This window comes from Mesorhizobium sp. M4B.F.Ca.ET.214.01.1.1 (genome assembly GCF_004791545.1).
GTDB classification, from domain to species: Bacteria; Pseudomonadota; Alphaproteobacteria; order Rhizobiales; family Rhizobiaceae; genus Mesorhizobium; species Mesorhizobium abyssinicae.
On the sequence record NZ_SRUX01000010.1, the window covers coordinates 114,384 to 129,773 of the forward strand.

General features: G+C 62.8%; 15 protein-coding genes, 2 tRNA genes and 1 pseudogene. 2 read left to right on the top strand and 16 right to left on the bottom strand.

Annotation, left to right across the window (positions count from 1 at the left end; translation table 11 throughout):
* Window positions 1-109: 109 nt before the first annotated feature.
* Both EN857_RS20490 and EN857_RS20495 read right to left on the bottom strand, forming a co-directional pair.
* A complete protein-coding gene (locus tag EN857_RS20490; protein WP_135859054.1) occupies window positions 110-736 on the bottom strand; it encodes a DEAD/DEAH box helicase in 627 nt (208 codons plus the stop codon).
* Window positions 736-3,999 carry an STY4851/ECs_5259 family protein gene (locus EN857_RS20495; RefSeq protein WP_206517015.1) on the bottom strand — a complete coding sequence of 1,088 codons (3,264 nt, stop codon included), beginning with the start codon at window positions 3,997-3,999 and terminating at the stop codon, window positions 736-738. The genes EN857_RS20490 and EN857_RS20495 overlap by 1 nt, the downstream gene beginning before the upstream one ends.
* Window positions 4,000-4,612: 613 nt before the next feature.
* On the opposite strand from EN857_RS20495, the pseudogene EN857_RS20500 reads away from it, so the two are divergent.
* Window positions 4,613-5,113 (top strand): annotated as a pseudogene (locus EN857_RS20500) (aminopeptidase); the annotation flags it as partial.
* 10 nt (window positions 5,114-5,123) lie between these two features.
* Here the strand turns inward: EN857_RS20500 and EN857_RS20505 are convergent.
* From EN857_RS20505 to EN857_RS34835, 13 genes are all read right to left on the bottom strand, one after another.
* On the bottom strand, window positions 5,124-5,339 hold the full coding sequence (locus tag EN857_RS20505) for a hypothetical protein (protein ID WP_091595108.1): 216 nt from the start codon (window positions 5,337-5,339) through the stop codon (window positions 5,124-5,126).
* A gap of 335 nt (window positions 5,340-5,674) precedes the next feature.
* Window positions 5,675-6,307 (bottom strand): hypothetical protein, encoded by a 633-nt coding sequence (locus EN857_RS20510; RefSeq protein ID WP_091595110.1) that lies wholly within the window; start codon window positions 6,305-6,307, stop codon window positions 5,675-5,677.
* Between the two features lie 280 nt (window positions 6,308-6,587).
* Window positions 6,588-7,778: an integrase arm-type DNA-binding domain-containing protein gene (locus EN857_RS20515; RefSeq protein ID WP_091595317.1), complete on the bottom strand. Its 1,191-nt coding sequence runs from the start codon at window positions 7,776-7,778 to the stop codon at window positions 6,588-6,590.
* Window positions 7,779-7,992: 214 nt separating this feature from the next.
* Window positions 7,993-8,068: transfer RNA gene (locus EN857_RS20520), tRNA-Phe, on the bottom strand.
* Between the two features lie 173 nt (window positions 8,069-8,241).
* Window positions 8,242-8,463 carry a DNA gyrase inhibitor YacG gene (gene yacG, locus EN857_RS20525; protein WP_127282867.1) on the bottom strand — a complete coding sequence of 74 codons (222 nt, stop codon included), beginning with the start codon at window positions 8,461-8,463 and terminating at the stop codon, window positions 8,242-8,244.
* Window positions 8,460-9,086: a Maf-like protein gene (locus tag EN857_RS20530; RefSeq protein WP_126056548.1), complete on the bottom strand. Its 627-nt coding sequence runs from the start codon at window positions 9,084-9,086 to the stop codon at window positions 8,460-8,462. The genes yacG and EN857_RS20530 overlap by 4 nt, the downstream gene beginning before the upstream one ends.
* 19 nt (window positions 9,087-9,105) lie before the next feature.
* Complete coding sequence (infA, locus tag EN857_RS20535) at window positions 9,106-9,324, bottom strand: translation initiation factor IF-1 (protein WP_006200926.1); 219 nt, start codon at window positions 9,322-9,324, stop codon at window positions 9,106-9,108.
* Between the two features lie 196 nt (window positions 9,325-9,520).
* On the bottom strand, window positions 9,521-9,931 hold the full coding sequence (locus EN857_RS20545) for a low molecular weight phosphatase family protein (RefSeq protein ID WP_245478267.1): 411 nt from the start codon (window positions 9,929-9,931) through the stop codon (window positions 9,521-9,523).
* 42 nt (window positions 9,932-9,973) lie between these two features.
* The gene (locus EN857_RS20550) at window positions 9,974-10,459 is read right to left on the bottom strand and encodes a UPF0262 family protein (protein WP_127282869.1); all 486 of its coding nucleotides are present in this window, start codon (window positions 10,457-10,459) and stop codon (window positions 9,974-9,976) included.
* Between the two features lie 2 nt (window positions 10,460-10,461).
* Complete coding sequence (gene hisD / locus EN857_RS20555) at window positions 10,462-11,754, bottom strand: histidinol dehydrogenase (RefSeq protein ID WP_135859061.1); 1,293 nt, start codon at window positions 11,752-11,754, stop codon at window positions 10,462-10,464.
* Window positions 11,755-11,763: 9 nt separating this feature from the next.
* Window positions 11,764-12,195: a DUF2948 family protein gene (locus EN857_RS20560; RefSeq protein ID WP_127282871.1), complete on the bottom strand. Its 432-nt coding sequence runs from the start codon at window positions 12,193-12,195 to the stop codon at window positions 11,764-11,766.
* A gap of 341 nt (window positions 12,196-12,536) precedes the next feature.
* Entirely contained in the window at window positions 12,537-13,829 is a 1,293-nt protein-coding gene (gene murA, locus EN857_RS20565) for a UDP-N-acetylglucosamine 1-carboxyvinyltransferase (RefSeq protein ID WP_135859064.1), read from the bottom strand.
* 141 nt (window positions 13,830-13,970) lie between these two features.
* Window positions 13,971-14,147 carry a hypothetical protein gene (locus tag EN857_RS34835; protein ID WP_187331362.1) on the bottom strand — a complete coding sequence of 59 codons (177 nt, stop codon included), beginning with the start codon at window positions 14,145-14,147 and terminating at the stop codon, window positions 13,971-13,973.
* Window positions 14,148-14,361: 214 nt separating this feature from the next.
* On the opposite strand from EN857_RS34835, the gene EN857_RS20570 reads away from it, so the two are divergent.
* Window positions 14,362-14,436, top strand: a tRNA-Thr gene (locus EN857_RS20570).
* Window positions 14,437-14,577: 141 nt separating this feature from the next.
* Here the strand turns inward: EN857_RS20570 and EN857_RS20575 are convergent.
* Window positions 14,578-15,390 carry an NAD(P)-dependent oxidoreductase gene (locus EN857_RS20575; protein WP_135859247.1) on the bottom strand — a complete coding sequence of 271 codons (813 nt, stop codon included), beginning with the start codon at window positions 15,388-15,390 and terminating at the stop codon, window positions 14,578-14,580.

A 15,390-nucleotide genomic window follows, 5' to 3' on the forward strand; every position in this document is an offset into this window, starting at 1 on the left:
GCCAGGATTGAAATTTCATCGTTTGTTGTCAGGGCGCCGGTCGTGAGGTTCGCTGACGGCCGTGCCCCGCGCGCCCCTAAATATCGGCGGTTCACGACCGGGGATGTGGTCAGCGGCGCATCGTCTTGTGTGTCGTCTTCGGCGCCGAAGGTTCCCCACGCGCGGCGGTGCTCCGCACACTCTCCGGCGTGTCGCCATTGTAGAGGCAGTAGCGCAGCGCTCCGCCGAAGGGGGCGAACCACTTTGACAGCCGCTCCTCCTGGCTGGCGATAAGTGCGTTGAGCGGATAGAGCATCAGCGCGCGCACTCCTTCGAGCGGTTTTGCACCGCTATCGGAGGATCGAACCAGCCCATCCAAAATCGGTGTCAAAAAGCATTCTGTCTTCCCTGAGCCTGTGCCGCTCGACACGATCACCGAAGCGGCGCGTTCGCCGCAAAGCTGCTTCCAAGCGTCCACCTGGTGGGTGTAGGGCGGGTATGCGACTTCACGCAGAACTTCGAGCGTTCTTGGGTGCAAAAGGCCAGCCGGCAATCCGCCCCAACCGCCCTCTAACGGCAACCAGGGATAAGCGCCTTCGACAAACGGTTCGGAGAGGGCCGAGTTAGGCTGACCAGCGCGCGCACCCAAGCCCTCACGCAGATGCCGATTGAGATCGACTGAACGGAGTCGAGCCATACCGACAATCGCATCTGCAGCATCGCGTGGCAGCCGCGCCAGAAGCCTCTCGATTTCCATCACAGGTCCATTCGTTGGGTGGTGCCGGGGTCTATAGTCTCGCGTCCAAGGGCGACGGCGAGAGCGCTCTCGAAGAGCTGACGGTCGTGGAGCCAAGCGGCCCGACATCGTCCGACAACCTGCGGGTTTTGATGGAGTTTGCCGGCCGCCATTCGCGCCGCCACTAGGGGAGCAGCGATCAAATCCGCGAAGGCTGGGTCGTACCGCTCCCAAAGCTCGCGTCGCTCTGGCAGGAGCCCCGCGAGATGCAATCCGGTCGGTGGCTCGCGATGCTCACTCTGACGAGTCACGAACGCTTCGGCGAGTTCCCGAAGCGTTTCCTTCGGACGCCGGCATAGCCTTCCGATGAGGCCGGGTTCCAAATCTGCTCGTGGCGCGACCAATAGGAAGGTGATCCACGCATGAGTCGCTAGCCCGGGCTCCAGATCAGCGATTTGGCCGAGGGCGGCCGCCACATTGCGCCCTGCGTCGGCAGTCGGTAGTTCCAACCGTTCCAGGCGGCGCTCCAACTCGTCAATTCTCGTTCGAAACGCAGACACCCAGTGCTCGACTTCCGTTGCGCACCAGAGGAAGGGTAACTCACTTTGTAGCCGGATCACGGCGTCGCGCTCCTCAAGAGTGTCGCAGGTCGACAGGATCCACGGAGCCGCCTGGGGGGCACGGCAAAGTGACCGCAGGGCATCGATCGCCGGCACGGGCACGTTGCGATCCCGCGCGGCCACGCTCAGATCGACCAAGAGGCGGAGATCAGCGCGGTTCAAGGCTTCCGGGTGCTTTAACACTGTAGCAAATGCATCGTCCCGGGCGTCACGTCGTGCGATCCTGAAGGCCAGACGAAGCGCACTTCCACGATCGTCGTCGCCCGGTGGTTGGGCGACCACCTTCGGTCTGAGCGAGGTCCCGTCATTGGTTCGCCCGAAGATCAGCCAGGGGCCCGGACCGAGCTCTTGCAGGAGTCGCGTCTGCAATTCCTGCAAGGAAAGGCGTGGAAGGTTGTTGGAGAGTTTCGCGGTAGGCTGCGTCAGCGCTAGCGCATCCAGATTCCAACCAAGGATACTCGAAAGGCCCGAGAACGGCGAAATGCCTTTCTCGGCCACCAGCGGCTGGTCTTCGTCGTACCAGGCGATCTCGGCGAAGTGGTCACCTCGACCGGCCCAGCTCAGGCGCACCTCCGCATCGAGGTCCGGAAAGCTACCAAGGAGATCCCGCAATTCGTCTTGAAAGGCCGATAGCGGGACGAGACCGTCGATACGACGCGTGGCCTGCACGGGCTGTCCTGCGCCCTGCCGAACCACCAGCCATAGGTCGCGACCGCCAGGCGCCAACAGGCGGAACCCATGCAGTCGATCGATCGAAATCTGGGCCCGGCTTACGGCGGGCCGCATGTCCGGGGTCAACAGGAGCGGCTCGGCAATCGGATCAGCGAGCGTTAGGTCGAGTTGGGTGTCCCATCGCAGCGCCACGTGTAGCATCGCGCCTGGGGTGTGGAGTCGAAGATCGACGCGCGCGTCATCACCATTCCTGGAGATCGGAAGGATCTGACCGCCCTTCGCCGCAACGCTGGCCCCGAGCAGATTCTCGATTTTCAACGAGTGGGTTCGCGGTTCTCCCGATAGCACCAATTCACGCGGCGCAACGTCGGCGCAGGTCCAAGCGACCAGTTCACCGCCCCGCCTCATTGCGATCTCGACCCTGCCCAGGGGCGCGTGTTTGTTCGAAGAACGCCACGAGCCTCTCCCCAACGACCGCCAAATTAGGTCTTCCGACGAAACCAGCGTGTGATGCTGACCATCCGAAAGCCAAGCCTTTGGCGTCCCTAGGAACACCGTCTCGCGCACCCGCCGTAGAGTCTCTCCTGTGAGGATCAGTCGCTTCGTATCCTCGCGCTCGGCCGCGCTACGCCACGTGAGACGCCCATCACCAAGGTCGAGCGAAGCTTGCCCGACGAAGGCCAGAAGACAGCGTCCATCGAGGATGCAGTCTCCCAAGTCAGAAGGAGGCTGTTCGAACTTCAGTGCTGAACGAGCCTCCTGCGTTACAGCCATAGCCAGCCATGGCCGAGTGCTTCGAAAGGGCGAACTGCCAATGAATCTTAGTTCAAGCGCGTTCTCAAAATCGACGCCAGGATCTGGCTGGAAGAGGAGGACAGGCGCGTCTACCGGCTCGCCGGCAAACGCGGTGAACTCTTCGACTAAGGTCTCCCCTGCAACTGCCGCCAACCTAATTGCCTGGTTCAGGCGAGCGGGAACTTCGAACGCCTTGACCAGCGGACGGGACTCCCACGCTGTCGCCTCGTCTGATTCCACCTGTTCCAGCACGGCGATGGGCCGGTTCAAACCCGGCAGATCACCCCGCGGAAAGATGCGCAGCCGAGTGGCACCTTCCATCGCTGCCTGCAATTGGGGAGATGTTCGGACCACGTCGAGTTCACCTGACAAGGTGAGTTCGGCCCGCGGCGCCCACCCTTCGGCGGTGCGCCGCAGCAATCGGCTTGCCGCCAGGGCTCCCCCTTCGACGCGCCGGGTCCGGACCAAGTCTTCCACCAGAGATCGAAAATCGCCTTCCTCCAAGTCAAAAGGCAGATCGTTGCGCCAAGCAGGCACCACAGAATCCAGGTGGAGCACGGGATCTCGGTCATTTCGTTCGTGGAGGGGCGGCAATTGTTGACGGAAACGAACGATTACCGTGGACAGCGCCACGGCTGGCTCCACCAGCGCCTGAACAAGCGTTTCGCCCGCCCGCCATGCCTCACTTGCGACGGCCTCGGCAGGTGTGAAGCCCATTTCGATCGCCAAGATGCTGCGCTTCAGCCATAACCCCAAGGTTCCCTCTTTGATGGCAGCAGCTGGAAAACCCGCCTCGCGCACTACGCCGAAGAGGAGCGGCACGTCGGTCGGCTGAGGGCGTCGCCACCGTTTCAAGCCAGCTTCGGCGGCTTCCCGCACCACCGCGTAGCGCACGTCGGCGGCCGAATCATTCGCGTGATATCGAATTCCAAGGACAGCTAAGGGTCTGATCCAGTCCCAAGCCCCCCCGGCGCGTTCCCGGCGATACCACTCGGCTGTGAAAGCAACGAACAAAGCCTGACCATGGGAGTCGTTCAGCGCGGTCGGTCCATGGCGTTTTAGGACCTCCCGAACGCCCTCGAACTCTTGTCGGCTGAATCGGTAGCGATAAAGTGGGCGCCCATCAGGGAGCGATAATCCGCGCGATCGGAATAAGGCCTCGTAAGCGCCGCGTAGACCTAGACGCGGCTCGTCCATATTTCCCCCCAGGCTCCCTATTCAGATTGTGACACACTGTGCATTAGTTGTGAAGTTTTCCTCTGCGAGCAGGCCGCCTAGAGGGCGAGAGCGGACTTTTCGACAATAGGAACGATTTCGAAGACAATTTCGACGGCCTCGGCAGGCCGCTTGCACGGTCGTCGTTCAGCTTCCCCGAACTATCTTCGCGGAACGATTCCCAATGGCAGCTATTAGCGCGACTACGACCTGGAGCATGGTCATCGGCAACGACTACTTCCTGGGAGGAGACAATTTGCGTCTATGGCCGACGTGGGCGCATTGCGGACCAACAGCGTTGGGCCGGATGCGACCGGAAGCTTCAGGAGAAAAAGACCTCCTAGGCGGATAGTTCCACGTCGCCGTGTCCGGCTTATAGCGGACATTCGGCAATTTGGCAGCGAATGACCACATTGTGACAATCTTGCCGAAGACGAACGTCTAACCTAAACCCCCATCCAGGACATCAACCAAATTGGAGCCACTGTTTGGGACCGGGCGTAGTTGCGACGTTTGCCCTATCCGGACGTGTGAGCAAATGCCGTGGGCAACCGTGATGCGTGCATTTTTTCGTTCGGTTGCTGCGATGATCGTGATGTCCAGCCTGGCAGGTTGCACCAGCATTTCTTACTACGCACAATCCTTGAAGGGTCACGTGGAGATCATGGCGGCGCGCCAGGATGTCGAAGAGCTGATCGACGATCCTTCGATCCCTGGGACATTACGCGCTCGAATGGAATCGGCGAGCGCCATCCGACAGTTTGCGATAGATGAACTAGCGCTTCCAGACAACAATAGCTACCGCAGCCATGTCAACGTTGGTCGGGACGCCGTGACATGGGCCGTCTTCGCAGCGTCGGAATTCTCGCTGACGCCACGAACATGGTGCTTTCCGGTGTTCGGATGCGTTCCGTACCGAGGATACTTCTCCAAAAGGTCTGCGATTGAAACCGCTGTCGCACTTCAGAGGCAGGGCCTGGACGTCTATCTGACGGGCATCACTGCATTTTGCACGCTTGGCTGGTCAAGTGACCCGCTGCTAAGCACCATGCTCAGCCAAGATGAAACGTATCTTGCAGGGCTCGTGTTCCATGAATTGGCCCACCTCACGTCACGCCGCGCTGCCGAAAATAAGCCTGCATCACCTTGCGGCTCGAACGGTTGTTCTGCGCCAGCCTGGTCGGATCGAGCACCGCCTGTTCTATCCCCTCTCGCGTCAGCGCCGCTTTGAGCGCCGCGATATTTGCATCGATGTCGGCATTGTTCGCCCGGAGCGATGCATAGATGCTGTCGGTCGCCTCGGCCACGGTCGGCTCGCTCACGGGTGTACTCCTTCGGCTGTTCGGGCGGCGGCTTAACACAGATCAGCGGCTTCGCCATACCGATAAGACGGCTGATGGGCGGCAACAGTATCCCCTGGGACTTAAAAGGGATACCGATGACGCGCGCCAACGGCTCGCTGCTTTCGGGAAATGGTGTCGCCCGTGGTGAACGGCCGATATGGCGGCCCGTTACTGTCGCCTACCTGGGCCGGAACCAGACTCGCGGACTGTTTACGCCCATTGACTCCCGGAGGTCAGGCGCGCGACCCGGATCAGGATTCGGGCCAGTGCGGTCGTAGTGGGCAGGAGCAGCGAAAGAATCTTTTTTCGCTGAATCAGCGCAGAAGTCCGTCACTCTCGAATTCGTCCCAGCCCTTCAGTTTCTGACGTGACACCTCGTCCCGAGTGCTGTCAGGCGCAGACGCGGCCCTGCGGCCGCTCTTTTGCGCACGCTTCAGGGCGGCCTTTCCGGCGGCCCGCCGCCTATTCTCTGCAGCAGCTATCGCGTCGTCCTCGCGCCAGACCGTAACCAAGTCGCGATCGAGCACGTCCTCGATGTGACGTGGGTCAAACACGTGAAAAGTTACCTTCCTTGCGCGACCACGAAGTTTCACCGTACGTGTGCCTGTGCTTTGCAAGCGGCCGTCCTTGAGCCACCGGTGCCGCTCTGCCGAAGAGATCGTCAGGATGTCTTCGACTTCACGGGGAATTACGGGCAGGCCTTCGATGCCTTCCAGCGTTTTGGACACAATCGCCGACGCAGTCCGGAAATCGCCATAGGCGCCTTCCGGCATGCGCAAGGCCCCGACCTCGATACCGAGCAGCTTTTTCGCCGCCAAAGGCAGGTGGGCTCGCACTTCGCGAACGATCCCTCTGGCTCGGACCGATGACCCAAGCGTGGCCGCAGACGGGAGCGTCCACCCTTCGATCAAATTCGCAGCTGCATCCATTTTCTGGCGTGTGGACATGGGCCTTAGATAGGTCTCCCATCATGTCGGCTTCAACAAGTGTGGAATCAGCTAGCGCGGCGCTCCGGCACTGGCCTTGAACCATGCCTTGTTCCAGCCCTCGCTAGATCGCAGCGCTCTCGGCCTTCGTCGGATCACCCATTCCGCCTTCAGGCCGCCAGGTTCCCCAGGGATGTCCGCTTCGGGAGAGCGGCAACGCAGGCCTCAACGGCCGCTATGCAGCGTAAACCGGACGTTCGCGATACGTGCCGGACAGCTGGCTGCCCGCATCTGATTGAGTTTACCCGCGCGTTCCGGCGTTCTCAATTTTTTCCAGATAATCTGCCCACCACTGCATCATCTTGACGCGCTCTTCCCAGTGCTCCGCCCGGGCATAGGCGCGCCGAACGTCGTTATTTTCAATATGAGCCAGCTGTCGCTCTACGGCGTCTGGATGCCACTTGCCGCATTCGTTCAACAGAGTTGATGCCGTTGCTCGGAAGCCATGGGCCGTTGCTTCATTCTTGCTGTAACCCATGCGACGCAGGGCGGCGTTGAGTGTATTGTCGGAAATCGGACGAGAAGGCGATCGCACGCTTGGAAACAGCAGCGTCCCAGCGCCGGAGATTTTTTTAAGCTCGGCCAGGATATCCAAAGCCTGCGTTGAAAGAGGAACGCGGTGCGGTCGTCGCATTTTCATTCGCGCTTCCGGGATAGTCCATACCGAACTTTCGAAGTCGAACTCCCCCCATTCGGCAGCGCGAAGCTCACCGGGGCGGGGAAACAGCAGCGCCATCAACCTCAGAGCCGCTCGGGTTGCGGGCTGTCCGTCGAATGTCTCGATCGCACGCAGCAAGCCGCCGAATGCCTTCGGATCGGTAATGGCGGCACGCGGCGTGACCGTTGGCCTGATGAGAGCGCCCCTCAGCGCGGACGTGGGGTCAGTGTCGGCGCGTGCAGTGGCGATGGCGTATCGAAAGACGCTGCCAATGGTCGAGCGCAGCCGCCTGGCCGACTCGTATCGACCGCGCACCTCCACGCTACGAAGGGCAGCAAGGATAGTGGCCGCATCAATGTCCCGAATGCACTTGTGCCCACAGGTGAGATAGGCGAAGTCGAGTAGCCATTTGACCTTGGTGATAGTCCGGTCGGCACGTCCCTCTTTCTTCAGCTTGTCCACATATTCCTCGGCGATTGATCGAAAGCTGTCCTTTGCCGAACCGACCTTTCGCAACTTGCGTTCCTGCGCGGGATCGATGCCAGTGAGGAGGAGACGTTTGGCGTCATCGCGCGCCTTGCGTGCTTCGGCGAGCGAAATAAGGGGATAGCTGCCCAACGCCAGAAGCTTCTGCTTGCCGTCAAATCGATAGGCGAGGCGCCATAGGCGGGATCCGGTGGGCTGCACCCAGAGCTGGAGCCCGCCACCATCAGACAATTTCAATAGCTTGGAAGCAGGACGGGCATTTCGGCATTTCACGTCGGAAAGGGCCATTTGTGGGACACCTCCCTTTGGCTGTTTCGATACCATCAGGATGTCCAGTACCAACGGAAATACCAGCCCTCCGCCTCGTTAGACCAAATACGCCGAAATTCCATGAAACGCGCTCAATCGCGCCATCCTTCCCAAAAAGATGAACGATTTCAGTTGTTTGTGCAAACAGAAGCGTAGAAGATTCGGCGAAAGGGAGTGTCGGGAGAGGAGGGGATGGTGCCCAGAGGCGGATTCGAACCACCGACACGCGGATTTTCAGTCCGCTGCTCTACCAACTGAGCTATCTGGGCCTCGCCGGCAAGCGAGATTTCGCAGGCCGGATTTCTCGAAGGCGCCGCCGGCGCCCCTTGAAAGCGCGTGGGTTATAGCACGGGAATTCAGCCTGTCCAGCGCCTAAGCGCGGATTTCAGCCGGGAAAAGAAAACCACTGAAAGACGGCGGCAAAACAGCTGATATCGTGCGCTTACGGCTCGTCCTTGGGCGACTGGCCCTGCTCCGGCGCTTCGCCTTCTTCTTCCTCTGCGTCGCGGCCAGGGATGACATAGGCGCCCTTCAGCCAGCGATTGAGGTCGATGTCCTTGCAGCGCGCCGAGCAGAACGGATAGTGCTCGCGCACCGATGCCTTGCCGCATTCGGGGCAGGGGCGCCGGGGGCGCAGCGGCGTGACCTTGTCGTCCAGGCTCATGGGCGCGCGGTGAGCCAGCTCGCATGCACCTTGAAGCCCTCGCCGGCAAGCAGGGCCGTCGTCTCGTAGAGCGGCAGGCCGACGACGTTGGTGTAGGAGCCGACCAGCTTGACGACGAAGGACCCGGCGAGGCCTTGCACGGCATAGCCTCCGGCCTTGCCGCGCCATTCGCCGGAGGCGACATAGGCGTCGATCTCCTCGCGCGGCAGCCGCTTGAAGCGTACGCGGGTCTCGACCAGCTTCTGGCGCAACTTGCCGCCCGGCGTGATCAGGCAGATGCCGGAATAGACCCGGTGCGAACGGCCGGAGAGCAGGCCGAGGCAGTTCGCGGCGTCGTCGATCGTCTCGGCCTTGGGCAGGATGCGGCGGCCGACCGCCACCACCGTGTCGGCGGCGAGCACGAAGCCGGGCGCATAGTCGTCCTCGCTCTTCAGCGAGGCGAACGCCTTCTCGGCCTTGTCCTTGGAAAGCCGCTTGGCCAGCGAGCGCGGATGCTCGGCGCGCAGCGGCGTCTCGTCGACATCGGCCGGCAGCACGCGGTCCGGCTCGATGCCGGCCTGCTGCAGCAGCTCGATGCGGCGCGGCGAACCCGAGGCAAGCACGAGCTTCTGCAGGATGCTCATCTGGGGTCGCGCCGGGCTGTTACTTGAAACGATAGGTGATACGGCCCTTGGTCAGGTCATAGGGGGTCATCTCGACCAGGACCTTATCTCCGGTCAGCACGCGGATGCGGTTCTTGCGCATGCGGCCGGCCGTGTGGGCGATGATCTCGTGTTCGTTTTCGAGCTTCACCCGGAACATCGCGTTGGGCAGCAGTTCCGTGACCACACCCGGAAACTCGAGGACTTCTTCCTTCGGCATTCGATACCTTTGCTTGGATTTCGGTTCCGGCGCTAGAGCATGATGCCGAAAAGTGTCAAGCGGTTTTCGGACGACATCATGCTCTACTGTTTTGATCCGGAGTCGGATGATTTCCGGCCAAACCGACTGGAAATCATCCGACTCCGGCCGGAATTTCGGCGGAACCTATATGATAATCGTCCGCTTGTGAACACGCTTAATCCAAGGCGCCTTTTGCCTCGGATGCGGGAAAACGTCTGGCGATGCGCGCTTTCAGCCGCTCGCGCACATCGCGATAGGCGGCCATGATATGTTCGCGCGTGCCGCCGGCATCCGTCGGGTCCGGCATCGGCCAGTATTCGACCTCGACGGCGAGCGAGCGGGTGAGCTCGAGCGCCGCGTGGTGCGCTTCCGGCGCCAGCGTGACGATCAGGTCGAAATAGTCGTCCTCCAGCTCGTCCATGGTCCTTGGCTGGCGCTCGCCCAGCGAAAGTTCGTCCTCGGCCAGAACGGCGTCGACGAACGGGTCGCGCTCGCCGCTGCGCACACCGGCCGATGCGACGAAAATGGCCGAAGGCAGCATGCGCCGCGCCAGCGCCTCGGCCATCGGCGAGCGCACGGCGTTCATTCCGCACATGAACAGGATCGAATGCGGCAGCGAGGCCAGGGCCTAGCCTCGCCAGTGCAGCACGCAGACCAGCGTGAACAGCCGGCGCGCCGTGTCGAAATCGATGTCGATCTTGCCGGCCAGCCGGTCCATCAGCGTCTGCGAGCCTTCATTGTGCAGGCCGCGACGGCCCATGTCGATCGCCTCGATATGGCTCGGCGTCGAGGAGCGGATGGCGTCGTAATAGCTCTCGCAGATGAGATAATAGTCCTTGACGATGCGCCTGAGCGGCGTCAGCGACAGGATGTGGGTGACGACGGCGGCGCCATCCTCGCGCGCAACAGCGAACACCAGGCGGGAATCGGCCAACGACAGCTTGAGGCGGTAGGGACCGGCGCCGTCGTCATTGACCGGCTGGAAACTGTTCTCCTCGATCAGGTCGAAGATCGCCACCGCCCGCTCGTGCTCGACATCGGGCGTCGAACGGCCGATCGATTCGTCGAGCTCGACATCGATCAGCCTGGCGCGGGTTCGGTCGTAGTCGGACATCGCTACATGTTCAACCTGATCGCGACGGAACGGCCATGCGCGTCCAGCCCCTCCGCCCTGGCGAGCGCGATCGCCGCCGGCGCCAGCGCGCGCAGCTGCTCCGGCCCGAGCTTGAGGATCGAGGTGCGCTTGACGAAATCGAGCACCGAAAGCCCCGACGAGAAGCGCGCCGAGCGCGCCGTCGGCAGCACGTGGTTGGAGCCGCCGACATAGTCGCCGATGACCTCGGGCGTGTGGCGGCCGAGGAAGACCGCACCGGCATTGCGCAGCCTCGCAAGGAAGGCCTCGGCGTCATCGATGGCGAGCTCGACATGCTCGGCGGCGATGCGGTCGACCAGCGGCAGCGAGGCCTCGATGGTCGGCACCAGGATGACGGCGCCGAAATCGCGCCAGCTTGCGGCGGCGGTCTCGGCGCGCGGCAGGCTCTGCAACTGGCGTTCGACCGCGTCCTCCACCGCCTTGCCGAAGGCCGGGTCGTCGGTGATCAGGATCGACTGCGCCGACACGTCATGCTCTGCCTGGGCCAACAGGTCGGCGGCGATCCAGTCGGGGTTGTTGCTGCCGTCGGCCACGACCAGCACTTCGGAAGGTCCGGCGATCATGTCGATTCCGACGGTGCCGAACACCTGACGCTTGGCCGCCGCGACATAGGCATTGCCGGGCCCGACGATCTTGGCGACCGGCTTGATCGTCTCCGTGCCATAGGCGAGGGCGGCGATCGCCTGCGCGCCGCCGACGCGGTAGACCTCGGAGACGCCGGCGATATCGGCCGCCACCAGCACCAGCGGGTTGATGACGCCGCCTGGCGCCGGCACCACGATGACGATGCGCTCGACGCCGGCCACCTTGGCAGGCACCGCGTTCATCAGCACCGAGCTCGGATAGCTCGCCGTGCCGCCCGGCACGTAGAGCCCGACCGCCTCGATCGCCGTCCAGCGCGAGCCGAGCTCGACGCCGGCGGCGTCCGTATAGCGGTCGTCCTTCGGCTTCTGCCGCTCGTGATGCGAGCGGATGCGGTCGCGGGCGAATATGAGCGCCTCGACCGTTTGCGGATCGGCCTCGGCATAGGCCTTGGCGATGTCATCCTTGGAGACGGCGATGCCAAGCCTGGTGAGGTCGGCCTTGTCGAACTTCAACGTATAGTCGATGAGCGCCTTGTCGCCCTCGGCGCGCACGCGCTGGACGATCTCGCGCACCGCCGCGTCGACATCGGCCGACACCTCCCGCTTGGTCGTCAGGAAGGCGGCGAAACGCTGCTCGAAATCGGCGTCGGACTGGCTGAGTGTGATGGCCATCTGCTGCGCTCAAGCCCTATGTACGGGACGCGAGGAGGCTTCCCAGGCGCCGCCTATGTCGGCAAGCCGCGCCTCGATGCACTCGACGTCCAGCATGATCGTGCCGCCGCCCGAAAACACCAGCTCGACGATGCCGGCCGGCTTGCTGATGCCGACGAAGCTGATCGCCAGCAGCGACAGCACCTCGGCCGGCTTGTCGCGGGCAATGCCGCTGGTCTTGGCGCCGAGCACGCGGTCGAAATGCAGCACCGCCTGCCGCCGCTCATTGTGCTGGCGGAACAGGCCGGATTTCGCCTCCCAGACGAAACGGTTCATGGTCAGCACGAAGCGCTTGGCCGCCGGCAGGAATTCGAGATCCGACACCTTCATCACGGCGTCCTGGACATGGGCCGAGACGATGCTCAGGTCCTGGTCGTCGAGCGCGATGAGCTTGAGAGCCATGCGGAATTTGTACCTAAGGTTGGTTTCAGCTTCCTGTTAGGCGGTCTTTCCAGTCCGTGCAACCTCGACACGGAACTGCCCAAGGCAATTAGCTGAGGTTTGCGCTGCCCCTCATCGCCCTGCCGGGCACTTCTCCCCGTATGGTGACGGGGAGAAGCACGCCTTCGCCGAAAGTTTCGCCAATCACCAGCGTTGCGGGAAGAGCGCCAAGGCCGCCCCAGCCCTCTTCTCCCCGTCACTATACGGGGAGAAGTGCCGGCAGGCGGATGAGGGGCGGCGGCGATGTCGACAATTGGTCCGTCCAACACGCGTCGGTTGGAGACTGCGCTTGCCTGGCTGCGTCAGCCTGAAATCCGCTCGATCACCGCGCCGCAGCCGGAAAGCTTCTCCTCCAGCCGCTCGAAGCCGCGGTCGAGGTGATAGACGCGGTTGACGGTGGTCTCGCCTTCGGCGGCAAGGCCGGCGATGACCAGCGAGACGGAAGCGCGCAGGTCGGTCGCCATGACCGGCGCGCCCTTCAGCTTGGCGACGCCGTCGACGATCGCCGTCTGGCCGGAGAGCGTGATGTGGGCGCCGAGCCGGGCGAGCTCCTGCACGTGCATGAAGCGGTTCTCGAAGATCGTCTCGGTGATGCGCGACTTGCCCTTGGCCATCGTCATCAGGCCCATGAACTGCGCCTGCAGGTCGGTCGGGAAGGCCGGGAAGGGCGCCGTCGTCACGTCGACCGGCGCAATGCCGGCGCCGTTGCGCCGGACGCGGATGCCCGAATTGGTCGGCGTGATCTCGGCGCCGGTCTGTGAGATCACATCGAGCGCGGTCTGCAGCAGCTCGGGGCGGGCGCCCTCGAGCACCACGTCGCCGCCGGTCATCGCCACAGCCATGGCATAGGTGCCGGTCTCGATGCGGTCGGGGATGACGCGCACGCGGGCGCCGGACAGCGCCTCGACGCCGTCGATGGTGATGGTCGGCGTGCCGGCGCCGGAAATCCTGGCGCCCATGGCGTTGAGGCATTCGGCCAGGTTGACGATCTCGGGCTCGCAAGCGGCGTTTTCCAGCACGGTTTCGCCCTTCGCCAGCGAAGCCGCCATCATCAGCACATGGGTGGCGCCGACCGACACTTTCGGGAACACATAGCGGTTGCCGACGAGACGGCCGTTCTTGGTCCTGGCGATGACATAGCCGGTGTCGACGTCGAGATCGGCGCCAAGCGCCTGCAGGCCTTCGAGGAACAGGTCGACCGGGCGCGTGCCGATGGCGCAGCCGCCGGGCAGCGACACCTTGGCCTCGCCCATGCGGGCCAGCAGCGGCCCGATCACCCAGAACGAGGCGCGCATCTTCGACACCAGTTCGTAGGGAGCGGTGGTGTCGACGATGTTGCGGGCGGAGAAATTGATGGTGCGCGAATAGCCTTCCTGCTGCTTCTCGCGGCGGCCGTTGACGGAATAGTCGACGCCGTGATTGCCGAGGATGCGGATCAATTGCTCGACATCGGCCAGATGCGGCACGTTCTCCAGCGTCAGCGTGTCGTCGGTCAAGAGCGAGGCGATCATCAGCGGCAATGCCGCGTTCTTCGCGCCGGAGATCGGAATGCTTCCGGCGAGCTTGTTGCCGCCGACAATTCTGATGCGATCCATGTGAGAATGTCCCCTCGGCCGAAACGGCCGGTTTCAATCGTTTGAGTATCGGCCCGTCTAGACCATTGGCCGGCTTGGTTCAAGAAATAGGATTTATGGTCCCTTGGTCCAAGTATGGCGGGGCAGTGTGGCCGGTTTGGGTTAGTCCTTGTGCATTTTTCCAGCAGCCGGCAATCCCTCCGGCCGATTGTCGGCGTCGCCGGTGCGGCGCGAGCGCGACTGCGCCTTGCGCTTCCCGAGATTGGCGCGCAAGGCTTCGGCGAGCCGGTCCTTGCGGTCGCTGCCGCCCTTTTTCGGTGGATTTGCCTTATCGCTCATCGTCCCGTCCCGGCTGGCCGACCGGCCAACCCCTGTTGAGGGATAGCCAACATTGTGGCGCGGCCATGTCCGGGAAAGCAGCTTCCACAGCCTCGGCATTGCCATCCATACTGGCCTGAAACCGCGCGGCGGTTTTGCGACAATGAAACGCGACACTTTAGGTTTTTCTTGGCCTTGCGCTCGCCGGTTCGTTATGGCAGAAGCCCCGCCATCGGCTGCGGTAGCTCAGTGGTAGAGCACTCCCTTGGTAAGGGAGAGGTCGAGAGTTCAATCCTCTCTCGCAGCACCAGTCCATCCGCTTGAAATCGCTGAAGTCCTTGGCGAAGAACGGTTTTTTGCCCGTTCTTGCGCATCAAACGGACAGCCACGAACGACCCGGCGCGCTTGAAATCGCCAGGTGCAGACGAGGGCGTTTTGATCTGGCCGAAGATTATTCGGCCTTGTCGTCCGGATGACCGAGTTCGCAGAACCAGCCGCCGAGATATTTCACCGACGGCCTTTTCGGATCGGGAACGGGTGTTTTCGCCTCGACGGCGGCGCGGAACGGTTCGGCGCTGTCCTGCGGGATGAAGCCCAGGTGGTTGGCGCCGCTGTTGTCGACCGTCTTCACCTTGTTGTCCGAAATACCGAACGAGATCGTGTGGCCGACGCGCGGCGCCGTCAGCGAGGCCTCGACCAGCCGCACGCAGTCGGCGAAGGAGAGGTAGGACCACAGCATGCGCCGGTCGGCGGGCTCGGGAAAGGACGAAAAGATGCGCAGGCACACCGTCTCGATGCCGAACTTGTCCCAGTAGAGCCGGCTCAGGCTCTCGACGAAATTTTTCGACAGGCCATAGAGGCTGTCCGGCCGCACCGGCGCGTCGACGCCGATATGCGCCTCGACCTCGTGATAGCCGATCGCATGCACCGAGGAGGCGTAGATGACGCGCTTCACCCCGTGTTTCCGGGCGCCTTCATAGATGTGGTAGGAGCCGCGGATGCTGGAATCGAGGATGGTCTGCCACTCGCATTCGAGCGGCGCGCCGCCAAAGTGGACGATCGCGTCGCAATCCTTGGTCGCCGCGATCGTCGCCTCCATGTCGGCGAGGTCGAAGACCGCTTCTTCCTCGTGCGGGGCAAGGTCGCCGAACGGCACACGCCCGGCCAGGCGGATGGTTTTCGCCAGCGGCACCAGCCCCTTGCGCAGCTCCGAGCCGAGGCGGCCGGCGGCGCCGGTGATCAGGATTCGTTCGTAATGCGGCAT